Below are 22,005 nucleotides of genomic sequence, written 5' to 3' on the forward strand. Positions count from 1 at the left end.
TATGGACGGGGGCTCAAGCTACTTAAATCGCGGTAATTCTTGACGGATTAGCAACCGGGCACACGCAGGCCGGGTGGCAGCTGGGTGGCGCCATCGCCGCAGGCGCGGCTCAGCTGACCTTGCGAAAGCCCCCGCGCCCGGGCCATTTCGGCGCCCGAGAAGTTGGTCCCGTCCAGGTGCGCGCCGCTGAAATTGGCGCCCTCCAGATAGGTCCCGACGAAGCTGGCGTGGGTCAGGTCGGCCCCGGCGAAATTGGCGCTGGAGAACACCCCGCCATAGGCGTTGACGTCGCGCAGGTCGGCGCCGCCGAAGTTGGCGCGGTTCATCACCGACAGGCTGAGGTCGGACTGCCGCAGCCGGGCGCCGGCGAAGTTACGGCCCTTGATCTCCAGTCCCGAGAAGTCGGCCTGGAACAGGTTGCACTTGGGGCAGTTGGCGCCCTTGCGCGACGCGGCGATCTGGCCGGCGTTCTGAGCGCTGGCGGGCAGGGCCACCGTCAGGGCGGCGGCCACGGCGAGCAGGGCGAGGGGTTTCATCTGCGGCGCGGCTCCGGCGAAAGACGCTCTACGCCTAGTGGAGCAAGCTTAAGGTCCGATGACCATGATCAGCCGGTGCGGTCGTTGTCCTGGGGGCCGGCGCGGACGCCGCAGGATTCGCAGATCAGGCTGGCGCCCTTGCGCACCACGGCCAGGTCCCCGCAGGCGGCGCAGACATCGGCCTCCAGGCGGGCGGCCCGGGCGTTGGCGCTGGGGAGGAAGACCAGGTTGTCTGGCGTCGCGCCCCGGGCGAAGCCACGGGAGATGAAGTGCGAGGCCGGGATATTCTCCGGCTCGGGCTCGCCGTCGGCCTGGCCGCGCCCCAGGCCGTCGGCGTTCAACTCGCCGTCGGCATTGCCCAGTTCGTCGCGGCCCAGATAGGAGATGCCCAGTTCGCGGAACAGATAGTCGAGAATCGAGGTCGCCGAGCGCACCGAGTCGTTGCCGGTGACCGGCCCCGCCGGCTCGAACCGGGTGAAAACGAAGGCGTCGACGAATTCCTCCAGCGGCACCCCGTACTGCAGGCCGATTGAGATGCCGATGGCGAAGTTGTTCATCAGCGATCGGAAGGCCGCGCCCTCCTTGTGCATGTCGATGAAGATCTCGCCCAGCTCGCCGTCATCGTACTCGCCGGTGTGCAGATAGACCTTGTGGCCGCCTACGGCCGCCTTCTGGATGTAACCCTTGCGGCGGTCGGGCAGTTTGCGCCGCGTGCGGTCGCGCTCGACGATGCGTTCGACGATCCGTTCCGCGGGCGGCGGTGTGGGGCGCTCGGCTTCGCGGGTGGCGCGCGCCGGGGCCTCGGCCACCTTGGGCAGGTCCAGGAAGAAGCTCAGGGGCGGATCGGACCGGCGGATGCGCACGGCGGCGACACGGGCCTTGGCCGCCTCGGCCAGCAGGCCCAGGGCGTCAGCCGGCGCGGTGTCCCACTCCAGCTCGATCTCGGCGATGGCGGGCAGGTCCAGGGCCGGCTGCACGGCCGCCAGCATGGCGAAATAGGGGGTCGGTCCCAGATCCTCGGCGGTGAGGAACACCTGGCGCTGGTCCTGGGTCAGGAAGGCCGCGTCGGCCAGGGCGCCGCCGCCCAGCACATGAGCCTCGGCCGCCGCGATCTCGTCCTCGCTGAAACCGGCCAGTTTCAGGGTGTCGAACTGCGGGTCGGCCAAATCCGCGTCGGTCGCCCCCAACACGTCTGACAGAAACCCCGCGTCCACCACCTGGGGGGAGAAGGCGTCGCGCAGGTGAGCGGCGAAGGGCAGGGCGGCCTCGGCCGAGGCGATCTCATGCTCGGTGAAGCCGCGCGCCTTCAGCGCCGCATGATCCACACCCGGCGCTTCGGAAAGGTCCAGCCGGCCGATCAGGTGGGCGCGGGCCGTGGCGATGTCGGCGCCCAGAGCGGTCAGCCCCTGAAGGGCGGCTTCCGACAGCACTCGGGTCAGGGCGCCGTCTTCGGTCTCGGCCACGGTGACAGGCCCCAGCCACGGCGCGCAGGAACTGGAGGCCCCGCCCAGTCGCAGGGCCAGGTCGGGGTCGTCGAAGATGGCCAGACCGCCGGTCAGCGGGATATCGGCCATGGCGGCCCGGGCCCGCTGATAGACCTCGCGGACGGCCAGCCGGCCGGCGTTCGAATCATAGGCCAGACCTTGCGCGGCCAGCCAGTCGGCGACCCCACCCAGGCCGAGCGCCACGGGACCCCCAAAGGCGGCCAACGCGATGGCCGCCAGGCCCACGGCGTCGTCGAATCCCTCACCATCGAACGTCGTCCCGGTCCCGAAGGCCAGCAGGTCCACGACGCCGCGCGTCGCAGTCCAGGTGTGGGCGATCTTCGGTGCGGCCCCATCCGCGAAGGCCACCACCACGACACCGGTTTCCCAGGCCGCCGCCGCCAGGGCGCGGTCACTTTCGGCCAGGCCGGCGGGAATGGCGGCGATCAGGCCGGGCCCGTCACCGCTCTCGAACTGCGCCTGGGCCGACCACAGGTCTTCCCCGGCGCGGGACAGGGTCATGGCGTCCAGGATCATCACGTCGGTGGCGCCGGCGCCCCGGGCCGCTTCGGCGGCGCGGGCGAGACTCAGATTGGAGTGCGGGTCGGCGCAGGCGGCGGGATCGCCCTCGCAGCGCGCAATGGCGTCCATTACCCCCTGCAGCCGCTGGGCCAGGGCCGAGGCGGCGGCGCGGGCCGAGACGCGGCCCCGGCGGCGCGCGCGCAGGGTGGCGAGCGTCTTCACATAGTCGGCGTCGTGGGCGGCGATGACAGCGGGCGCGTCGAGGGCGCGGGGCTCGGCGATGGCCAGGCGACCGGCCAGTAAGGCGGCGCCCAGGTCGCGGCGGAAGGCGGCGCGGGTCCGCGCGTCGGGGAGGAGGGCCAGGCCGCCCGCCTGTTCGGCGATGATCTCGGCTTTGCGGAAGATGGCGGCGGGCAGGTCTGTCTCGCCGTCGGCCCAGTCCAGCCAGGCCTCGACCCGCGCATCGGTCCAGGCGGCCGGCGCCAGCACCTCGACCACGCGGTCGGCGCGCTCAAGAGGCCTGCGTTCGATCCGGCCCGGTTCGCTTCGCAACGGTTTGTCTCCCACGGCGCGAGGTTAGGCGCCTGGGCGGCCTGCCGCAACAGATGTTGTGGTCGCAGGCCAGTTCTCAACAACATCTTGCGGTGATTGCGCCGCTGGACGCTCGGGAGGGCGCCGCCTATAGTCCGCCCGCCTCCCAACCCCGTTGGATCTTCAAAAACGTGCTCAAGTCGATCTTTACCTGGTGGAACGGCGCCACGATTGGCGCGCTCTTCACCGTCTGGCGCCGTGGCGTGTTCGTCGGCTCCGACGACATGGGCAACAAGTACTATGAGGCTAAGGACGACAGCGATTCCTACGACAAGGGTCGTCTGCGCCGCTGGGTGACCTATTCGGGCTATGCCGAGGCCTCCAAGGTTCCGCCGGAATGGCACGGCTGGCTGCACCACACCTTTGAGGAACCGCCGACCAAGGAGCCCCTGAAGCGTCAGGTCTGGGAGAAGGACCACCTTCCCAATATGACCGGCACCATCAACGCCTGGCGGCCCAAGGGCTCCATCAGCCGTGGCGGCGAGCGCCAGAAGGCGACCGGCGACTACGAGGCCTGGAAGCCGGAATAGTGGGCGGGCGTCTTCTCCTCAGCCTGACGGTGGGTTTGAGCGTCCTCGCGGCGGCCGGCTTCGTGGCCGCCCAGACCGCGCCCGTCGCCCCCGCCGCGCCGATCGCCGGACCCGCGCCCGTCGCCCCGTCCCCCTTGCCGACGGCCAACCAGCCACAGCCGGCCGAGGAAGCGCCGCCCGCCATCGTGCCCGTCCCCGTGCCCGTGGCCACGCCGCCGGTCCAGGCTTCCGAGGTCGCGCCGGCCGCGCCGCCCAAGGCCCAAGTCGTCGAAAAGCCGGCCGAGAGCACCATCAAGCGCGCTCGCTACGACGTCGCCATCATCCAGGCCCTGGACAAGGTCACCGCCGAGACCGTCCGGTTCGAGGCCGCCGTCGGCCAGCCGGTCCGCTACAAGACCCTGGTCTTCACCGTGAAGGCCTGCGAGCACGCCGCCGCCGACGAGCCGCAGGAAGACGCCATCGCCTATATGACTGTGGACTCCCAGCCCAAGGCCGCGCCGGGCAAGCCGACCCCGCCGCCACGCCAGGCCTTCAAGGGCTGGATGTATGCGTCCTCGCCGGGCCTGAACCCGCTGCAGCACCCGGTCTACGACGCCTGGCTGATCACCTGCAGGGCCGCGGCCCCCGTCGTGGCCGCCGGCAGCCGCTGAAATTCGCCTGCGGCGCCTAGCGCCTTGCCGAGCCGGCGCCGATAGGCGGCTCGCGAAATCTCCTCGGTCCCGAACTGCGCCAGGTGCTCGGTCATGAACTGGGCGTCCAGCAGCACGAAGCCGCCGGCGATCAGGCGGGCCACCAGATGCACAAGCGCCACCTTGGAGGCGTCGGTGCGGGTGGAAAACATGCTCTCGCCGAAGAAGGCGCCCTCCAGCGACACGCCGTAGAGGCCGCCCACCATCTCGTCGCCCAGCCAGCACTCGACGCTGTGGGCATGCCCGATCGCAAACAGCTCGGCGTAGAGGCTCTCGATGGGGCCGTTGATCCAGGTCTCGACGCGCCCAGGCTTTGAGGCTGCGCAGGCTGCGACCACCTCCGAGAACGCCGTGTCGATCCGCACCTCGAAGGGATCGCCGCGCACCGTGCGGGCCAGTCGCTTGGAGAGATGGAAGTCGGCCAGGGGAATCACCCCGCGCCGCTCCGGATCAATCAGGAAGACCGCGTCGTCGTCCCGGGCGTCGGCCATGGGGAAGACCCCGCGAGCGTAGCAGTTCAGCAGTTCGGCGGGGCCGAAGGTCTTCATGGCTTGGCGGGGATACAATCCCCCCCACCGCTTGTCCCGGCGAAGGCCGGGATCCAGGTCGTGGAGCTCTGGGCTTCAGGACGGGCGCCGGCAGGGTTTTCCGGCGAGATCAGGTGTTCTTTGATCTGGGTCCCAGCCTTCGCCGGGATGAGCGGCGGTTGGGTCACCTCGGGCGACAGGTCCACACCTGCCAGGCGCCGCCCCAGGGCGCGCTGACCACCGCCTCGTCCAGCACATCGGTCGTGGTCTTGATCTGGCGCCACAGCCGCAGGGACTTCAGCCCCAGCCACTGGGTGAAGCCCAGCACGCCGCCGGGGTTCAGCAGCTTGGCGTAGTGGGCGATCAAAGCCTCAGGATCACCAAGATATTCAAGGCATTCGGGGAAGACGATGACGTCAAACTTCTCGTCAGTCTCGAACCGCGCGCCGTCGCCGGTGACAAAGTCCACGACGCCGGGTTTCAGCTCGCCGGCCAGCCGCTGCTTGGCCCGCTCGATGCCGAGGTCCGAGAGATCAACCCCGAGGTAGCGCGCGGGCGTCAGGGCGCGGATCGAATCGTAGAAGGCGCCTTCGCCACAGCCAATATCCAGGATGCGCGGATGCGGCTTGGCCTCGGCCACCAGGGCGGCCAGGAGGCGGTGATGGTGGCGCTGGTCGCTCTCCAGCAGCTCGTCGTAGGCGCCCTTGGCGTAGTAGCCGTCCCACACCTTGGCGGGCGCCGCCTTGGGCCCGTCGCCACGTCGCATGAACAGCTCGCCGACCCAGGGCCGGTCGATGGCCGCCAGTTCGAGGAATCGCCGCCAGCGCAGATAGGCCATCGATCCCCCGTTCGGCCTAGGCCGAAGCCTCCGCCTGCGACTTCATCCAGCGTTCCAGCCAGTGGATGTCGTAGGTCCCGGAAATGATATCGGGCTGATGGATCAGTTCCTGGAACAGCGGGATCGAGGTCTCGATGCCGCCCACCACCATCTCGCCCAGGCAACGGTTGAGGCGTGCGAGGCACTCCTCGCGGTCGCGGCCGTGGACGATCAGCTTGCCCACCAGGCTGTCGTAGTCGGGGGGGATCGTATAGCCGGCATAGAGGGCGCTATCGAGCCGAACGCCCAGGCCGCCGGGCGCATGGAAGTCGGTGACCAGGCCAGGCGAAGGCGCGAAGGTCTTGGGGTTCTCGGCGTTGATCCGGCACTCGATGGCGTGGCCCTCGAAGACGATGTCTTCCTGCTTGAAGGACAGCGGCAGGCCCGCGGCGATGCGGATCTGTTCGCGCACCAGGTCGATGCCGGTGATGGCCTCGGTGATCGGGTGCTCCACCTGCAGGCGGGTGTTCATCTCGATGAAGAAGAACTCGCCGTTCTCGTACAGGAACTCGATGGTCCCGACGCCGAGGTAGCCGATGGCCTTGATCGCATCGACCACCACCTTGCCGATCTTGGCGCGGCCCGCGGCGTCGATGACCGGGGAGGGGGCTTCTTCCAGCACCTTCTGGTGACGCCGCTGCAGGGAGCAGTCGCGTTCCCCCAGGTGGCAGACATTGCCGAAGCTGTCGGCGATGACCTGGATCTCGATGTGGCGCGGGGTCTGGAGGTAGCGCTCCATATAGACCGCGTCGTCGCCGAACGAGGCGCGCGCCTCGGCCCGGGCCGTCGAGACGGCCTCGGCCAGGTCGTCAACGGTCTCGGCCACCTTCATGCCCCGCCCGCCACCGCCGGCGGCGGCCTTGATCAGGACGGGGAAGCCGATTTCCTTGGCCGCGGCGAAGGCCTCCTCCTCGGTGGTCACGGCGCCGTCGGAGCCGGGAACCACGGGGATGCCCGCGTCCCTGACCGCCTGCTTGGCGGTGATCTTGTCGCCCATCATCAGGATGTGCTCGGCCTTGGGGCCGATGAAGGTGAAGCCGTGCGCCGTGACGATCTCGGCGAAGCGGGCGTTCTCCGACAGGAAGCCGTAACCCGGATGGATCGCCTGGGCGCCGGTGATCTCGGCCGCCGCGATGATCGACGGGATGTTCAAGTAGGACTTGGCCGCCGAGCGTGGGCCGATGCAGACGCTTTCGTCGGCCAGCCGCACCCACATGGCGCCGGCGTCGGCCTCAGAGTGGACGGCCACCGTCGAGATGCCCATTTCCTTGCAGGCTCGGTGAATCCGAAGGGCGATCTCGCCCCGATTGGCGATGAGGATTTTTTCGAACATCGCGCTTACTCGATGACGACGAGGGGTTCGCCGAACTCCACGGGGTCGCCATCCCCCACCAGGATCTCCAACACCTTGCCCGCCTTGGTGGCCGGGATCGGGTTCATGGTCTTCATGGCTTCGATGATCATCAGGGTCTGGCCGGCGGTGACCGTGTCGCCGACCTTGATGAAGGCCGGGGCGTCAGGCGCGGACTGCATGTAGACGGTGCCGACCATGGGTGACTTCACCACGTCACCGGCGTTGCGAGCGGCGGCGGCCGGAGCCTCGGCGGCGGGCGCGGCGGGCGCGGGCGCGGCCGCAACCGGCGCGGCGGCCATCGGGGCCTGCTGCACGTACTGGGCGGGGGCGGCGGTCAGGGTGCGGGCGACGCGGATCTTCAGGCCCGAATGCTCCACCTCGATCTCGGTCAGGCCGGTATCGGTGAGGATGTCGGCCAGTTTGCGCACCAGACGCGCGTCGATCGGATCGGCGGGAGCCTTCGGAGTGCTAGCCATGGAAAAGACCCTTATCTTTTGACGTAAGGAAGTTACGCGGACTGACCCGCGGCGGCTTCGATAGCCAGGACATAACTTTGCGCGCCGAAGCCAGACACCAGTCCGGTGGCCGCTAGAGACACGTAGGTTTCCCTTCGGAACGCCTCGCGCGCCGCCGGGTTCGAAAGGTGGCACTCGACGATCGGGATATCGAGCATCTTCAGGGCGTCCAGCAGAGCGATGGAGGTGTGCCCATAGGCCGCCGGGTTGATCACCAGCGCGGAGGCCTCCGTGCGGGCTTCCTGCACCCAGTCGATCAACTGGCCTTCGTGATTGGATTGATGGAACACGACGGTGCGACCCAGGGCGGCGGCGCGTTGCTCACAGAGCTTGCGCACATCGTCCAGCGTGGCTTTTCCGTAAATCTCAGGCTCGCGGACGCCCAGGAGGTTGAGGTTAGGCCCGCTCAGCACATAGATCGGTTTCGACATTCGGCTCCGCCGTCGATTCCGCCGTCTTGTAACGGTCGGCGGCGGGGGTCACAAGCACTGGGAATGGACGACGTGTTGGACGAGGCGGTCATGACCCTGACCATCAATGGCGAGGAGCGCTCGTTTTCGGGCCTTTCGGACCTGGGCGCCCTGGTGATCAGCCTGGGATTGGACCCCCGCAAGGTGGCCGTGGAGCGCAATCTCGAGATCGTGCCGCGCTCGGCCTATGGCGCCACGGCGCTCTCCGACGGCGACCGGATCGAGATCGTCCACTTCATCGGAGGCGGCTGACATGGACGGAACAACTCACACTCAGGACGACACCTGGACCGTCGCGGGCCGCACCTTCACCTCGCGGCTGATCGTCGGCACCGGCAAGTACAAGGACTATGCGGAGAACGCCGCCGCCGCCGAGGCCGCGGGCGCGCAGATCGTCACCGTGGCTCTGCGCCGCGTGAACCTGTCCGATCCCAGCCAGCAGATGCTGGTGGACTATGTGAAGCCCGACCGTTTCACCTACCTGCCCAACACCGCCGGCTGCTTCACCGGCGAGGAGGCGGTGCGCACCCTGCGCCTGGCCCGCGAGGCCGGCGGCTGGGACCTGGTGAAGCTGGAGGTGCTGTCGGACCCCAAGCTGCTCTACCCCGACATGGAAGAGACCCTGCGAGCCCTGAAGATGCTCATCAGCGAGGGCTTCCAGGTGATGGTCTATTGCACCGACGACCCGGTCTATGCCCGCAAGCTGGAGGACGCCGGCGCCTGCGCCGTCATGCCGCTCGCCGCGCCCATCGGTTCGGGCATGGGCATCCTCAACAAGGTCAATATCGGCCTGATCATCGAGCAGGCCAAGGTGCCGGTGCTGGTGGACGCAGGGCTCGGCACCGCCTCCGACGCCGCCATCGCCATGGAGATGGGCTGCGACGCCGTCCTGATGAACACCGCCATCTCCGACGCCCGCGATCCGGTCCGGATGGCCACGGCCATGAAGCATGCGGTCATCGCGGGGCGTCAGGCCTTCCTGGCGGGCCGTATGCCGCGGCGAGTCTACGGGGATCCGTCCTCGCCGCAGTCGGGACTGATCTGAAGCGCGGGCGACATGCCAGGAGACTCCCACATGCCCACGCCGCCTGACGCCCTCGTCTTTGGCGAGACCTTGGCGGGCATCGTTCGCGAGTCGGGCGTGATGGGCGTGGCCGAGCTGTCCACGCCGGCGGCACTGGGAGTGTTTCCTGAGAGCTTGCTGTTGGACAGTCTCCAAGTCATGCGGCGGATCGGGATCGATCCCGAGGAGGCCGCCTGCCTTTGCGCCATCTATATGGGAATCCACCAGGCCCTGGTGCTCGCCGATGCCGATCCGTCCGTGCCCCCGTGGCCAGGCGACCACGGCCCCCTTGTCGTCGTGGCCCAGGCCCGCCTCTCCGTCGAACGGTTGGGACCGCTCTTCCTTCTGTTCGAGACGGGTCTGGGTGAGCAGATGGGACGACGTCGGCAAACAATGAATTGAGGGCGGAGCGCGCCAGCGGTGATTCGGTAGGCTTCCCCTGGGGCGGCCCGCTAGGCTGGCTGAAAATCGAGGAGGAGCCGACATGGGCCAGGCCAAGGGACGCAAGTCGATCTTCATCACCGGGGCCGCGTCGGGCATGGGGCGGGAGACCGCGCGGCTGTTCCGCGAGAAGGGCTGGTTCGTCGGCGGCTATGACGTCAACGCCGAGGGGCTGAAGGCCCTGGAGGCTGAGCTGGGGCCTGAGAACTGTGTCGTCCGCACGCTCGATGTCACCGACCGCGCCGACTACCAGGCCGCCTTCGCCGAGTTCGGGGCGGCCACCGGCGGCAAGCTGGACCTGCTCTACAACAATGCCGGGATCGGCCGGGGCGGCCCCTTCGCCGACCAGCCCTTCGAGGACGTCCTGGCCGTGGTCCAGGTCAATTTCGTGGGCGTGCTGATCGGCATCCACGAGGGGATCAAGCTGCTGAAGGTCACGCCGAACTCGATGTGCTTCACCACCTCGTCGTCATCCGCCACCTTTGGCATGGCGGGCATCGCGGTCTATTCGGCCACCAAGCACGCGGTGAAGGGCCTCAGCGAGGCGCTGTCGGTGGAGTTCAAGGCCTATGGGGTCCGCGTCGCCGACGTCCTGCCCGGCCTGATCGACACCCCGATCCTGCCGCCGGGCGCGGCGGCCAATGCGCCGAAGGAAGGCCTGTTCCGCGCCATCCCGCCCATGGATGTCGCCAAGGTGGTCTGGGAGGCCTATCACTCCGACAAGCTGCACTGGTACGTGCCGCCGGAACTGGTGGAGCTGGACAAGGCCGCCACCCTGGCGCCGGAGGCCACCCGCGATCAGATGGCCGCCGGCTCGATGTTCTCGATGCAGCCCAAGGCGGACTAGGCGGCGGCCAGCCGGTCGATGTCCAGTTGCGGCGAAAGCCCAAGCGCTGTCAGCATTTCGTGGCGCTCGGGCCCCAGCTTGGGCGGGTATGCCGCGGCGTTGGCCGTCTTGCCGCGCGCCCAGTAGCCCAGCACGCGCAGGAAGTTGGCCGGCCGCTTCAGCCAGGCTGACGGGTGCTCCAGCATGTGGAAGCCCCGCAGGGCGGCCCGCAGCAGGTCGATGTTGGAGCGGACGGCGATGGCCACTCCATCCTCCAGGAAGCTCTTGGCCAGCTTGGCGCGGAAGCTGGGTGTGTAGCCCGGCGTCAGGGTGTTGCGGGCCATACGGATCGCGAGCCGGTCCTGGTCCAGCATGTTGAGGTAGTAGGGCTTCAGGCCCTCATTGATCCGTCGCTGATAGGCCACCGCCCGGGCGGCGGGATCGGCGCTCTCGGCGAGCGAATCGCGCAGGGCGTAGGCGCTGACGGCGGCGAAGGAGCAGCCCCGCCCATAGAGCGGATTGGTCCGCACCAGGCTGTCGCCCAGCGGGAAATAGCCCAGCACGCTCGGCGTCCCGCCCGGCGTCATGTCGCGCCAGCGGCTGTGCAGGTCGCCCATCCCGAACACCCGGCTGACCCCCTCGGCGCGGGCCGGATCGATCCAGGGGACCAGGCCCGGGATCTGTTCGCAGATGCCGTTGAAGGTCTCAGGCGCGACGATGGCCTTGCGCATCTCCAGCTCGATCTCCGGCACGCACATGGTGATGGAGAACCAGCCGTTGTCGGCGGGGAAGACCCCGTACTTCAGGAAGCCCAGATCGCCGGTGCCAGGCGCCTTGGTGCGCGGCGGCTCGGCCATGCCGGGGTTCAGGCGGTAGTGGCGGGTGAAGTAGAGGATGCCGGCGGTCTCCGACTCCTCGGGGACGTCGGCGCCGGCCTCCCGCAACTGTTCGATGGCGGCCGTGGTGCGGCCCGCCGCGTCCACCACCAGGTCGCTCAGGATGTCGTCGCCGTTCTCGAGGGTGACCCCCGTAACTCGCAGCGGCGCGCCCGGCTCGATCTTCAGGCCGGTGACGAACACCTCGGAGCGAATCTCCACATTGGCCAGCCGCTCGACATAGCGGCGGATCACCAGCTCGAGCGTCGTGCGTCGGCTGGTGAGGACCACGAAGTCCTTGTCCACGGCCTGAGGGCGATAGCCCTTCTTCAGCTCCTCGCTGAGCATCTCGTTGAAGCCCAGGTCACGGGCGCCGGCCTCCAGCAGGTCGGCCAGCAGGGCAGGGTGCTCATCGCGCAGGATAAGCCGCAGGCGGGCCAGGAAGGCGTGGCTGTGGCGCAGGTGGCCCACCCCGCGGCGGGCCCAGTCGGCGAAGGCCGCATCGGCGTTCCCGGTCGGCGGCGAGGGATCTCGTTCGAGGAGGGTGAGCTTGCGTTCAGGCGAGGCCAAGGCCAGGGCCGTGCACAGCCCGCCAATTCCAGCCCCGATCACCAGTACGCGTTCGGTCATGTCGCCTCCCCGGGCGCTTTCATTTTCAGACTGACACAGGCGCCGGGGGGGAAGGAAAGGGAGGACTTTACAGGTCGGGTTGTCAAGGCTATCGCCCTGCCATGCTGCGTTGCGCCACCATGATCATGATCTCCACCATCGCTCCCTCGCGGGGCGTTGGAGGGCATGCGCGCGACTAGCCGCTTCCTTCAACAGCCCCGCCGGAGACGGACGGGGCCTTGAGAGGATCGCCCTGTCTTCCGGATCACCGAGACAGGACCACGCGATGCCCCACGACGATCTCAATCCAAACGCCTTCTACGGCGGCGGTCTCGCCGTTGAAAGCTACGACCTGTTCGCCGCCCAGAACGGCAAGCTGACCGGCGACATCGACTTCTACCTCAACCTCGCCCGCGACCGGGGTGGCAAGGTGCTGGAGCTGGCCTGCGGCACCGGCCGCATCCTGACCCCGCTGGTGGAGGCGGGCTTCGAGGTCACCGGGGTGGATATCTCGCGGGCCATGCTGGACCTCGCCGACCGCAAGCTGCAGGCGTTGCGCCCCTCGGCCTGGGGCCGCGCGCGGCTGGTCTGCGCAGCCATGCAGGACTTCGAGACCCAGGACCGGTTCGACCTGGTGCTGATCCCGGCGCGGTCCTTCCAGCACCTCACCGACCCCGCCGACCAGAGGAAGACCCTGGAACGCGTCTGGCGCTGCCTGAACCCCGGCGGCATGCTGGTCATCGACATGTTCGACCCCCGGCTGGAGGTCTGCGTAGGCGAACCGCCGCTCTTCCCGCCCCGCGAGGCAGCCGATCCCGTCAACGGCCGCCGCTTTCGCCGCACCTGCCTGGCCCGCCACACCAATCCCTTCGAGCAGACGACGGGGGAGCGGATGCGGGTCGAGGAACTGGACGCCGAGGGCGGTGTGCTGGGCAGCCATGAGACCTCGTGGACCCTGCGCTGGTCGACACGCCAGGAGATGGCCTACCTGCTGGAGCTCACCGGGTTCGAGGCGCTCAGCCTGTATTCGGACTTCCAGCGCAGCCCCGCCGCCTATGGCGGTGAGCAGCTGTGGGTGGCCCGAGCGGTTTAGTCGCCGGCCTTGACGTCGCCCGCCTTGGCCGCGGCGATGGCGGCGTGCAGGGCGGGCATGTCGGCGCCGGGGACCAGGCGGTCGCCGACGATAAAGGCCGGCGTGCCCTCGATGCCCAGGGCCTGGGCCAGTTCGTGGGTGTCGGAGATCTGCTTGCTGACAGCGGCGGACTCACCGGCGGCCTTGGCCTGGGCGGGATCGATGCCGGCGGCGGCCAGGTGGCGGTCGATCGCCGCCTCGTCTAGGGCCTTCTCGGCCATGAAGGTCTGATAGAGCGCCAGGCCCTTGGCCTTGCCGGCTGAGGTCAGCGCCACCTTGGCCGCCAGGTTGGACTCACCGCCGAAGATCGGGAACTCCTTGAAGACGAAGCGGACGTCAGGATTGTCCTGGATGATCTTCACGATCTCCGGGGCCGAGGATTTGCAGTAGCCGCAGCGGTAGTCGAAGAACTCCACCACGGTGATCTTGCCGTTCGGATTGACCACGAAGTCGCGGGAGTCCTGCTCCAGAGCCTTGCGGTATTTGACCAGGCCGGCCTTGGCGATATTGGCCGCGTCGGCGACCTTCTTTTCCTGCAGCTTCTGCACCGCCTCCTCGATCACCTCGGGGTGCTCCAGCAGATAGGCGCGCACCTTCTGGCCGAAGGCGGCGTCGGCGGTCTTCTGACAGCCGGAGAGGGCGAGGACAGCGGCGAACGCCAGGGCGACGCGAAGCGAGGTTTTCATACGGTCTGCTGAGCTAGGGGCGGAAAGGTCAGTTGAGCGAGCCACGGCGGATCGAGCCTTCCTTGGCCAGATCCTTCAGGTCGTCCTTGCTGGGGGATGAGGCCAGGACGATGTCCGTGGCGCGGCGCCATTCGGGCGTGGACTTGTCCAGCTTCTCCCGGGCGCGCATGGCGAAGACCAGGGCCTGGCGCTTGTCCCCGACCTGGAAATTGTACTCGGCGGTGGCGTAGCGGGCCAGGCCGTCCTGTTCCTTGTGGTCATAGGCCTGGGCCAGCAGACGCCAGGCCTCGGCGTTCTCCTCGTCCAGGGCCAGGGAGCGCTTCAATTCGCTGATCCCCTCGTCGACCTTCTTCTCGTCGGAGAGGGCGATCAGGGTCTGGCCCAGATTGATGCGCAGCAGAGGCGCCTGGGGCTTCAGCTCGACGGACTTGCGCTGCGGAGCCTCGGCCTGGTCGGCACGTCCGAACTCGAACAGGATCTGACCCTTCAGTTCGTAGAGGTACGGGTTGGCCGGCTGCTCGGCCAGCAGGCCATCGATGATCTTCAGCGCCTTGTCCGGCTCCTTGAGCTGGTAGTAGGCGATCGCCCGGCCATAGCGGGTCGTGTAGGACTGATCCTTCTCGTCCAGCCGGCCCATGACCAGCTGTGGATTGATGAAGGCGTCCAGCTTCATCTTCATGATGGCGTGTTCGGCCATCGCCGCGGCGCTGTCCTTCTCGCCGTAGTGCGGCTGGACCTCGGCCCGGCTGCGCAGCGCTTCGATCCGGTCCGACGAGATGGGGTGGCTGCGGAAATAGGCGAAGCGCCGCGCCTCGTCGAACACCTCCTGGTAGCGGAAGTTGTCGAAGAACTCGACCAGGCCGCGGCCGGAGATGCCAGCCTTCTCCAGATAAGTCAGGCCCGCCTGGTCGGCGCGTGATTCCTGTTCGCGGCTGTAGCCCATGGCGCCCAGGGCGCCGAAATAGTTGGCGCTGCCCACCAGGGCCGCCGCGCCCTCGGCGGAACCCGCCAGGGCCGCGAGGACGCCCAGACCCATGGTCAGCAGGAAGGGCTTCATGCCCGCGGCGTTCATGTCGCCCGAGCGGGCGGAGTGGCCACCGGCCAGGTGGCCGATCTCGTGGGCCATGACCCCCTGCAGCTGGTTGGGGTTCTCGGTCTCCAGGATCAGGCCGGTATAGACCGCCATCTGGCCGGGGCCCGCCGAGGCCTGCAGATCCTTCGACCCGATCAGCAGGATATGGATCGACTTGGAATCGACCCCGGCCGCGTCGAACAGCGGCACCGAGTCCCTGCGCAGGGTCTCCTCGATCTCGGTGTCCCGAATCAGAGAAATGCCGTCCTGGGCCCGTGCCGGCGCGGCATGGACGATGAGGCTGAGCGCAACGCTGCCCGTCAGGGCCAGGCGTGAAAGCGAACGGGCTGGGGACGCCATCGTCGAAACTCCAAGCGCTCCCCAGCCCTTCATAGGTGCAGCCTAACCCGTCAACCGCGACGCCACCAGCCTTTGCGCGGCGCGGCGGGAGGCGTCGAGATTTCCGCCGGATCGGGCTCGGCCGGCGCCTTGGCCTTGACCGCACGGGCGGGCTTGGCGGCGGGCGCCTCGACCACCGGTTCGGCGACGGCTTCCACCGGCTCCGGCTCGGACGTCGGGGCCTCAATCGCCGGAGCTTCGGCGACAGCCTCGGCCTTCGGCTTGCGGGCGCGGCTGCGCTTGGCCGGGGCGGCGGGCGCCTCGGCTTCAACGTCCGGCTCGGGAAGCGGCGCGGCGGCCTCTTCGATCACGGCGACGGGGTCCGGAGTTTCCTCGGCGAAGGCCGGCGCTTCGGCCACATCGGCCTCGTCGCTGCGACCACGGCCACGGCCACGACGGGCCCGGGTCTTCTTGGGCTTGTCGTCCAGGGCGGGCAACTCGACCCACATGTCGTCGCCGCCCTCAGTGGCCGGCGCGATCATCGGCGAGTTGTCCTGGTCCACATCTTCGGAGACCGATGACGCGGCGACCGGAGCGGCCGGGCCGTCATTGGCCGCGACCGGGGTGCGGAAGTCTTCCGCCGGATCGTGCCAGACGAAGGGATCATCGCCGTACGGCACCCAGGGACGGGTCCACGAGAACACGTCCTGCGGGCGGCTATCGTCGCGCATCCGGCGACCGCCACGGCGGCCTCGGCGGCGACGGCGGCCACCCTGGCCGTCGTCCTCGTACTCACCCTTCGCGTCCACAGGCGCGCGCGGCTCGCTCGGCGCGGCGGCGGCGGCGCCGTCGGGGCGGGGCTCGGCTCCGTCACGACGGCCACGGCGGCGGCGGCGGCGGCCGCGGCCGGCGCGTTCGCCGTCGTCTTCGACGCGCTCTTCGCTCTCGCCCCGGGCTTCACGGGCGACGATCGGGTTGCGGCCACCCTCTTCGTCTTCGTCGTCCTCGGCTTCGAGGATTTCCTCGTCGTCTTCTTCCTCGTCCTCGATCTCGCTGTCATCGAAATCGTCGTCGTCGGGCACATAGGCCTGCAGCGGGGTGTGGTGCACCACCGCGTGCTCGGGCCGCGCCTCGCTGGCGGTGCGCTCAATCTCGTGATCGGCGTGGTTCATGGCGTCGTCGAGGACGATGGTCACGAACAGGCCCAGGCCCTCATTGATGCGCGCCAGGTGATTGCGCTTTTCATTGAGGATGTAGAGGCCGACGGCGCGCGGAACCTTCAGGGTCGCCTCGCCGCCACCCTTGAGGGCCTCGCCCTCGACGGTGCGCAGGGCCGACAGGGCGCTGGACTCCACCGAGCGGACGCGGCCGGTGCCGGCGCAATGTTCGCAGACGTGGGTGGTGCCTTCCAGCACGCCGGAGCGGCGGCGCTGGCGGCTGATCTCCATCAGGCCAAAGCCGCTGATCTTGCCCATCTGGACGCGGGCGCGGTCGTCCTTCAGCGCGTCCTTCAGCTTCTTCTCGACCGCCCGGTTGTTCTTCGACTCATCCATGTCGATGAAGTCGATGACGATGAGGCCGGCCAGGTCGCGCAGACGCAGCTGGCGGGCCGTCTCTTCGGCCGCTTCCATGTTGGTCTTGAGCGCGGTGGCCTCGATGTTCCGTTCACGCGTCGAGCGGCCGGAGTTCACGTCGACCGCCACCAGGGCCTCGGTCTGGTTGATCACCAGATAGCCGCCCGAGCGCAGGGGCACGTTGGGGGTGTAGATCTGGGCGAGGTGGTCCTCGACCTTGTGCTTCACGAACAGCGGGGTCGCCTCGCGATAGGCCTGAACCTTCTTGGCCTGCGACGGCATCAGCATGCGCATGAAGTCGCGGGCTTCCTTGAAGCCGGCCTCGCCCTCGACCCAGACCTCGTCGATGTCCTTGTCATAGAGGTCACGGATGGTGCGCTTCACCAGGTCCTCTTCCTCATAGATGAGGGCTGGGGCCACGGAGTGCAGGGTGGTGTCGCGGATGTTTTCCCACAGGCGCAGCAGGTACTCGTAGTCGCGCTTGATCTCGGCCTTGGTGCGCTTGGCGCCCGCCGTGCGGACGATCAAGCCCATGCCCTGCGGCACGTCCAGGCTCTGAACCACGCCCTTCAGGCGCTTGCGGTCGGTGACGGTGGTGATCTTGCGCGAAATGCCGCCCCCTCGAGCGGTATTGGGCATGAGCACGCCATAGCGGCCGGCCAGGGAGAGATAGGTGGTGAGCGCCGCACCCTTATTGCCGCGCTCTTCCTTGACGACCTGAACCAGCATGATCTGCCTGCGGCGGATCACTTCCTGGATCTTGTATCGACGCATCAGCCGCCGGCGGCGGCGCGCGACTTCCTCGTCCATGACGTCGTCTTCGTCGGCGTCGGACGCGTCGTCGTCGTCATCGTCGTTCTCGGACGTGGGATTGCCCCGACCGCGGGGCTCGGGGTGATCGTCCTCGTCGTCAGCCTCTTCGCGCATCAGCGCTTCGCGGTCGGCGACCGGGATCTGATAGTAGTCCGGGTGGATTTCGTTGAAGGCCAGGAAGCCGTGCCGGTTGCCGCCGTATTCGATGAAGGCGGCCTGCAGCGACGGTTCGACCCGCGTCACCTTGGCGAGGTAGATATTCCCTCGAAGCTGTTTGCGGTTCTGACTTTCGAAATCAAATTCTTCAACCCGGGTTCCGTCGATCACCACCACACGCGTCTCTTCTGCGTGAGCGGCGTCGATAAGCATTTTCTTGGACATATAGGCGATCTCCGAGGCGCGCCTGGAGCTCTAGGCTCGGGCGCTGCCGGTTTGTCATGAGGGCGCGCGCGCTTTCGCCGGCCGCGTCAGAGACGCGGGCGGTGCAAGGCCGGAAAGGGGCTCGAGCGGCGCTGCCCATAGTTGTTTCCCAGGCGCACTCTTGATGAGCACGGATCGGATTGATGCGTCATGGCCGAGGATTCGGCCGAAGCCGACGCGGGCTTCGCGCGGAAACTGGCCCTGACAGGCAGGGCGCATCCAGCGCGGGGGGACATTGCAACAGTAAGCTGAAAAAAGAAAGACAATCGGCTTCAACCTGGGTTCAGCCTGGGCGGGTTAACCGTTTCTCCACGCTGCTAAGGGGTATATGGGGTTTCAAACCAAAATGCGTGTGGTGTGGGGCATAGTGCTCGCAAAAGTAGGCGTCGCCTTCGATAGGTTCGGGAAGCGTACCCTCGCGGCTGTGGCCGCGGGTGTCTGCTGCCTTGCGGTCGCGGCCGTGGGCCAGGCCAACGCCTCCGGCGGCGGCGTGCTGAAGGTCCGACTCGGCGGCGACCAGACCGAAACCCGCATCGTCATAGATCTCGACCGCTCGGCCACGGCCAAGATCGCTTCCGACGGCCAGGACGACCGCCGAGTCGTCATGAACCTGCCCGGCGTCAACGTTGATCGCACCCTGCAGGGGGGCGGACAGGGGCTGGTGAAGACCTGGATGCTCGACGGCGGCCCCCTCGGCGCGCGCCTGCGTATCGATCTGGCCGGCGATGCAGTGATCAAGCGCCGCTTCCTGCTGCCGCCGGCCGATGGCGCCGCCAACTATCGCTACGTGATCGACATCGCCGCCGCCGCGCCGCGCGCGCCGGGCGAACGGGTCACGCTGATCTCCAACACCGCGCCGGCCATCCGGCCGCCGCCGCTCAATCTGAAGAAGACTGTGGTCATCGACGCCGGACATGGCGGCAAGGATCCCGGCGCCATCGGCTCCAATGGCTATGAGAAGGACGTGACTCTGGCCGCCGCCCTGGCTCTGAAGTCACGCCTGGAGCGCACCGGCCGCTACCGCGTGGTGATGACCCGGTCCTCGGACGTCTATGTGCCGCTGGAAACCCGCGTGCCCATCGCGCGCAAGTCCGGCGCCGACCTGTTCATCTCGCTGCACGCCGACTCGGGCCCCAACACCCAGGCCCGCGGCGCCAGCGTCTACACGCTCGCCGACCGCGCCGTGGCCCGCTCGCAGAAGCTGGTCTCCAAGGACGACTGGTTCATGAAGGTGAACCAGGCCGACCGGGGGGTCTCCGGCATCCTGTTCGACTTGACCCAGCGCTCCACCAAGAATCGCTCGGCCACCTTCGCCGAGATGGTGCTGGATCGGATTTCCGACGGCGACATGCGCCTGCTGCGCCGCAGCCATCGCGAGGCTGGTCTCGCCGTCCTGCTGGCCCCCGACGTACCCGCGGTGCTGCTGGAAATGGGCTTTGTAAACAATCCCGAGGACGAGGCTTTCCTGCGCGATCCCGCCGGCCGGGCCCGCCTGATGAACGCCGTCGGCGACTCCATCGACGCCTACTTCGCGCAAGAGACCCGGCTGGCGTCACGGTAACTCTGCGCGCGTCGTAAAACCGGCTTTCCCTTTTCCGAAACCCGCTCTAGACGATGACCATGCGGGAGGAGGGCGCCCGCGGAGGTCTGTCAGTCTTGAACCCCCCGGAAAGATGGGTCGCGATCGCCGGCGTCGCCGTGCTGAGCGCAATCGCGGTGGCGGGATTCGCCATCGCCATCTACGCCGCGTGGCTGTTCCATGACATGCCCGACGCCGGGGACCTGGTGGACTATCGCCCGCCCACCGCCACCCGAGCCTATGCCTGGGACGGCACCCTGATCGGCGAGTTCTCCCGCGAACGCCGTATCTTCGTTCCCTACGACAACATCCCGCCGCAGCTGGCCCAGGCCTTCCTGGCGGCGGAAGACCGCAACTTCTTCCAGCACTCGGGCGTCGACGCCATGGGCCTGACCCGGGCGATGATGCGCAATGTGCTGAACGCCGCCCGCGGCAAGCGCCTGGAGGGCGGGTCCACCATCACTCAGCAGGTGGCCAAGAACGTCCTGCTGACCAGCGACGCCACCGTGGGGCGCAAGCTGAAGGAGGCGATCCTCGCCCGGCGTCTGGAGCAGACGCTGAACAAGGAGCAGATCCTTGAGCTGTATCTGAACGAAATCTGGCTGGGCTATCGCTCGTACGGCGTCGGCGCGGCGGCCTACAACTACTTCGGCAAGTCGATTTCCGACCTCAGCCTGGCCGAGTGCGCCTATCTTGCCGCCCTGCCCAAGGGACCGGATAACTACCATCCAATCCGGCGCAAGGCGAACGCGATCGCCCGGCGCAACTGGATCATCGGCCAGATGGCCGACCTGGGCTGGGTCAGCCGGGTCGACGCCGAAAAGGCGATGAAGGAAGACCTCAAGGTCCAGAACGCCCCAAGCCGCGCCAAGTACCGCGACGCCGACTTCTTCGTGGAGGAGGTCCGCCGCCGCGGCCTGGCCACCCTCGGCCAACGACTGAACGAGGGGGGCTACTACATGCGCACCACCCTCGACCCCGACATGCAGACCGCCGCCCGCGTGGCCCTGATGCACGGCCTGGAACAGTATGACCGCCGCCACGGCTGGCGCGGGGCCTGGGGTCACGTGACCATTGCGCCGGGCTGGGAAGCCTTGGCCAAGAAGAAGACCCTGCCTGCCGAGCGCCGCGACTGGCAGCCGGCGGTGGTGACCGAATCCTCCAACACCAACGTTCGCATCCAGGTGGCCGCAAGCGGCGCGACTGGGGCCATCGCGGGCGAGGACGTCGCCTGGGCCCGGGCCGGCAAGGGCGTACCCGTGGTCGGCGATCTGATCTTCGTCGAGCCCGTGGAGAACAGCGGCGGCTATCGCCTGAAACAGGTGCCCGCGGTCAACGGCGCCCTGGTGGCCATGGAGCCGAACTCCGGGCGCGTCCTGGCCATGGTGGGCGGCTATTCTTTCTCGCTGTCCAACTTCAACCGCTCCACCCAGGCGATGCGCCAGCCCGGTTCGGCCTTCAAGCCGCTGGTCTACGCCACCGCGCTGGAGAACGGCTACACGCCGGCCAGCGTGGTGATGGACAGCGCCATTACTCTGAAGGGCGCGGCCGGGGCCGACTGGACGCCGGAGAACTACAACAAGAAATACTATGGCGCCCTGGCCCTGCGGAAAGGTCTGGAGCTGTCGCGCAACGCCATGACCGTGCGCCTGGCGCAGGGTGTCGGCATGTCGAAGATCCGCGACATGGCCATCAAGCTGGGCGTGGTGCGCGACATGGAGCCGGTGCTGGCCATGGCGCTGGGCGCCGGCGAGACGACGCCGTTCAAGCTGACGGCGGCCTACGCCTCCTTCGTCAACGGCGGCCGCAAGGTCGAGCCGCACCTGATCGAGCTGGTGCAAGACCGCGAGGGCAAGACCATCTTCCGCGCCGACAAGCGCGACTGCCCGCGCTGCGACTCAGGCTTCAACGGCGACGAGAGCCCGCGCATCGCGCCGGGCGGCGCGCAGATGATGGATCCCATCACCGCCTATCAGATCACCTCCATGCTGCAGGGCGTGGTCCAGCGCGGCACGGCGACCTCGGTCGGAGTGCTGGGCCGGCCGGTCGGCGGCAAGACCGGCACCACCAACGAGTATCGCAGCGCCTGGTTCGTGGGCTTCACCCCGCAGATCGTGGCCGGCGTCTTCGTGGGCTTTGACGACAACCGCAGCCTGGGCGAGGGCGAGACCGGCACCGTCGCCGCCGTGCCGATCTTCACCGAGTTCATGATGGAGGCCACCAAGGGCCTGCCCAAGACCGAGTTCAAGGCGCCCAAGAACGCCAAGTTTGTCATGGTCCGCGGCATCCGTGAGGCCTTCAAGCCCGGCACTGAGCCCAAGGTCGCGGTCTCGGCCGGCGCCTTCCGCCCGGCCGATGGGCCACAGCCCTATCAGCAGGTCTGGCCCGACGGTCAGCCCACGGGCGCCCCGTCCCCGGCGGCCCCGCCGAAGAAGCAGGATGACATGAGCGGGTTGTACTAGGGCGGGCAAACCGCTACTG

General features: G+C 68.2%; 20 protein-coding genes. 9 read left to right on the forward strand and 11 right to left on the reverse strand.

Features of this window, described 5'->3' with window-relative positions; genetic code table 11:
* Positions 1-47: 47 nt before the first annotated feature.
* Positions 48-536 (reverse strand): pentapeptide repeat-containing protein, encoded by a 489-nt coding sequence (locus JKL49_RS10265; RefSeq protein WP_215340165.1) that lies wholly within the window; start codon positions 534-536, stop codon positions 48-50.
* A 68-nt stretch (positions 537-604) separates the two neighbouring features.
* Positions 605-3,094: a TSCPD domain-containing protein gene (locus JKL49_RS10270; protein ID WP_215906462.1), complete on the reverse strand. Its 2,490-nt coding sequence runs from the start codon at positions 3,092-3,094 to the stop codon at positions 605-607.
* A gap of 170 nt (positions 3,095-3,264) precedes the next feature.
* On the opposite strand from JKL49_RS10270, the gene JKL49_RS10275 reads away from it, so the two are divergent.
* Positions 3,265-3,663 (forward strand): NADH:ubiquinone oxidoreductase subunit NDUFA12, encoded by a 399-nt coding sequence (locus tag JKL49_RS10275; RefSeq protein WP_215340169.1) that lies wholly within the window; start codon positions 3,265-3,267, stop codon positions 3,661-3,663.
* Positions 3,664-3,692: 29 nt separating this feature from the next.
* Positions 3,693-4,313, forward strand: a complete 621-nt coding sequence (locus JKL49_RS10280; protein ID WP_347340416.1) for a DUF2155 domain-containing protein — start codon at positions 3,693-3,695, stop codon at positions 4,311-4,313.
* On the opposite strand, the gene aat is transcribed toward JKL49_RS10280, so the two are convergent.
* The 5 genes from aat to JKL49_RS10305 all read right to left on the reverse strand — a co-directional run bounded on the left by aat (position 4,250) and on the right by JKL49_RS10305 (position 8,056).
* Positions 4,250-4,900, reverse strand: coding sequence for a leucyl/phenylalanyl-tRNA--protein transferase (aat, locus tag JKL49_RS10285; RefSeq protein ID WP_215340178.1), 651 nt, complete (start codon positions 4,898-4,900; stop codon positions 4,250-4,252). The genes JKL49_RS10280 and aat overlap by 64 nt on opposite strands.
* A gap of 163 nt (positions 4,901-5,063) precedes the next feature.
* Positions 5,064-5,717: a class I SAM-dependent methyltransferase gene (locus JKL49_RS10290; protein ID WP_215340180.1), complete on the reverse strand. Its 654-nt coding sequence runs from the start codon at positions 5,715-5,717 to the stop codon at positions 5,064-5,066.
* 16 nt (positions 5,718-5,733) lie between these two features.
* A complete protein-coding gene (gene accC, locus JKL49_RS10295) occupies positions 5,734-7,089 on the reverse strand; it encodes an acetyl-CoA carboxylase biotin carboxylase subunit (RefSeq protein ID WP_215340182.1) in 1,356 nt (451 codons plus the stop codon).
* A 5-nt stretch (positions 7,090-7,094) separates the two neighbouring features.
* Positions 7,095-7,586, reverse strand: coding sequence for an acetyl-CoA carboxylase biotin carboxyl carrier protein (gene accB / locus JKL49_RS10300; RefSeq protein WP_215340184.1), 492 nt, complete (start codon positions 7,584-7,586; stop codon positions 7,095-7,097).
* 32 nt (positions 7,587-7,618) lie between these two features.
* Positions 7,619-8,056: a type II 3-dehydroquinate dehydratase gene (locus JKL49_RS10305; protein WP_215340186.1), complete on the reverse strand. Its 438-nt coding sequence runs from the start codon at positions 8,054-8,056 to the stop codon at positions 7,619-7,621.
* Between the two features lie 90 nt (positions 8,057-8,146).
* On the opposite strand from JKL49_RS10305, the gene thiS reads away from it, so the two are divergent.
* The 4 genes from thiS (at position 8,147) to JKL49_RS10325 (ending at position 10,446) form a co-directional block, all read left to right on the forward strand.
* Complete coding sequence (gene thiS / locus JKL49_RS10310) at positions 8,147-8,347, forward strand: sulfur carrier protein ThiS (RefSeq protein WP_215342770.1); 201 nt, start codon at positions 8,147-8,149, stop codon at positions 8,345-8,347.
* A gap of 1 nt (position 8,348) precedes the next feature.
* Complete coding sequence (locus JKL49_RS10315) at positions 8,349-9,140, forward strand: thiazole synthase (RefSeq protein WP_215340188.1); 792 nt, start codon at positions 8,349-8,351, stop codon at positions 9,138-9,140.
* Positions 9,141-9,170: 30 nt separating this feature from the next.
* Complete coding sequence (locus JKL49_RS10320) at positions 9,171-9,560, forward strand: hypothetical protein (protein ID WP_215340190.1); 390 nt, start codon at positions 9,171-9,173, stop codon at positions 9,558-9,560.
* An 82-nt stretch (positions 9,561-9,642) separates the two neighbouring features.
* Complete coding sequence (locus tag JKL49_RS10325) at positions 9,643-10,446, forward strand: SDR family oxidoreductase (RefSeq protein WP_215340191.1); 804 nt, start codon at positions 9,643-9,645, stop codon at positions 10,444-10,446.
* Here the strand turns inward: JKL49_RS10325 and JKL49_RS10330 are convergent.
* Positions 10,443-11,930, reverse strand: a complete 1,488-nt coding sequence (locus JKL49_RS10330) for an NAD(P)/FAD-dependent oxidoreductase (RefSeq protein WP_215340193.1) — start codon at positions 11,928-11,930, stop codon at positions 10,443-10,445. The genes JKL49_RS10325 and JKL49_RS10330 overlap by 4 nt on opposite strands.
* Positions 11,931-12,195: 265 nt before the next feature.
* On the opposite strand from JKL49_RS10330, the gene JKL49_RS10335 reads away from it, so the two are divergent.
* The gene (locus JKL49_RS10335) at positions 12,196-13,002 is read left to right on the forward strand and encodes a class I SAM-dependent methyltransferase (RefSeq protein WP_215340196.1); all 807 of its coding nucleotides are present in this window, start codon (positions 12,196-12,198) and stop codon (positions 13,000-13,002) included.
* Here the strand turns inward: JKL49_RS10335 and JKL49_RS10340 are convergent.
* Genes JKL49_RS10340 through JKL49_RS10350 form a run of 3 tightly spaced genes read right to left on the reverse strand, consistent with a single transcriptional unit; the run spans position 12,999 to position 17,906 of the window.
* Positions 12,999-13,727 (reverse strand): DsbA family protein, encoded by a 729-nt coding sequence (locus tag JKL49_RS10340; RefSeq protein ID WP_215340198.1) that lies wholly within the window; start codon positions 13,725-13,727, stop codon positions 12,999-13,001. The genes JKL49_RS10335 and JKL49_RS10340 overlap by 4 nt on opposite strands.
* Positions 13,728-13,755: 28 nt before the next feature.
* Entirely contained in the window at positions 13,756-15,159 is a 1,404-nt protein-coding gene (locus tag JKL49_RS10345; RefSeq protein WP_215340201.1) for a M48 family metalloprotease, read from the reverse strand.
* A 50-nt stretch (positions 15,160-15,209) separates the two neighbouring features.
* Complete coding sequence (locus tag JKL49_RS10350; protein ID WP_215340203.1) at positions 15,210-17,906, reverse strand: Rne/Rng family ribonuclease; 2,697 nt, start codon at positions 17,904-17,906, stop codon at positions 15,210-15,212.
* Positions 17,907-18,312: 406 nt separating this feature from the next.
* Here JKL49_RS10350 and JKL49_RS10355 point away from each other — a divergent pair, with 406 nt between their 5' ends.
* Together JKL49_RS10355 and JKL49_RS10360 are read left to right on the forward strand one after the other, a co-directional pair.
* Positions 18,313-19,506: an N-acetylmuramoyl-L-alanine amidase family protein gene (locus tag JKL49_RS10355; RefSeq protein ID WP_430700795.1), complete on the forward strand. Its 1,194-nt coding sequence runs from the start codon at positions 18,313-18,315 to the stop codon at positions 19,504-19,506.
* 59 nt (positions 19,507-19,565) lie between these two features.
* The gene (locus JKL49_RS10360; RefSeq protein ID WP_215340207.1) at positions 19,566-21,986 is read left to right on the forward strand and encodes a penicillin-binding protein 1A; all 2,421 of its coding nucleotides are present in this window, start codon (positions 19,566-19,568) and stop codon (positions 21,984-21,986) included.
* Positions 21,987-22,005 lie beyond the last annotated feature (19 nt).

Source organism: Phenylobacterium glaciei (assembly GCF_016772415.1).
Classification (GTDB): domain Bacteria; phylum Pseudomonadota; class Alphaproteobacteria; order Caulobacterales; family Caulobacteraceae; genus Phenylobacterium; species Phenylobacterium glaciei.

Excerpts from the sequence above, each read along its gene's own strand:
- JKL49_RS10345 (WP_215340201.1), bottom strand. The coding sequence starts at position 15,159 with ATGGCGTCCCCAGCCCGTTCGCTTTCACGCCTGGCCCTGACGGGCAGC.
- thiS (WP_215342770.1), top strand. The coding sequence starts at position 8,147 with ATGACCCTGACCATCAATGGCGAGGAGCGCTCGTTTTCGGGCCTTTCG.
- JKL49_RS10320 (WP_215340190.1), top strand. The coding sequence starts at position 9,171 with ATGCCCACGCCGCCTGACGCCCTCGTCTTTGGCGAGACCTTGGCGGGC.
- JKL49_RS10360 (WP_215340207.1), top strand. The coding sequence starts at position 19,566 with ATGCGGGAGGAGGGCGCCCGCGGAGGTCTGTCAGTCTTGAACCCCCCG.
- JKL49_RS10330 (WP_215340193.1), bottom strand. The coding sequence starts at position 11,930 with ATGACCGAACGCGTACTGGTGATCGGGGCTGGAATTGGCGGGCTGTGC.
- JKL49_RS10305 (WP_215340186.1), bottom strand. The coding sequence starts at position 8,056 with ATGTCGAAACCGATCTATGTGCTGAGCGGGCCTAACCTCAACCTCCTG.
- JKL49_RS10340 (WP_215340198.1), bottom strand. The coding sequence starts at position 13,727 with ATGAAAACCTCGCTTCGCGTCGCCCTGGCGTTCGCCGCTGTCCTCGCC.
- JKL49_RS10290 (WP_215340180.1), bottom strand. The coding sequence starts at position 5,717 with ATGGCCTATCTGCGCTGGCGGCGATTCCTCGAACTGGCGGCCATCGAC.
- JKL49_RS10350 (WP_215340203.1), bottom strand. The coding sequence starts at position 17,906 with ATGTCCAAGAAAATGCTTATCGACGCCGCTCACGCAGAAGAGACGCGT.
- JKL49_RS10335 (WP_215340196.1), top strand. The coding sequence starts at position 12,196 with ATGCCCCACGACGATCTCAATCCAAACGCCTTCTACGGCGGCGGTCTC.
- JKL49_RS10325 (WP_215340191.1), top strand. The coding sequence starts at position 9,643 with ATGGGCCAGGCCAAGGGACGCAAGTCGATCTTCATCACCGGGGCCGCG.
- JKL49_RS10265 (WP_215340165.1), bottom strand. The coding sequence starts at position 536 with ATGAAACCCCTCGCCCTGCTCGCCGTGGCCGCCGCCCTGACGGTGGCC.
- accC (WP_215340182.1), bottom strand. The coding sequence starts at position 7,089 with ATGTTCGAAAAAATCCTCATCGCCAATCGGGGCGAGATCGCCCTTCGG.
- aat (WP_215340178.1), bottom strand. The coding sequence starts at position 4,900 with ATGAAGACCTTCGGCCCCGCCGAACTGCTGAACTGCTACGCTCGCGGG.
- JKL49_RS10315 (WP_215340188.1), top strand. The coding sequence starts at position 8,349 with ATGGACGGAACAACTCACACTCAGGACGACACCTGGACCGTCGCGGGC.
- accB (WP_215340184.1), bottom strand. The coding sequence starts at position 7,586 with ATGGCTAGCACTCCGAAGGCTCCCGCCGATCCGATCGACGCGCGTCTG.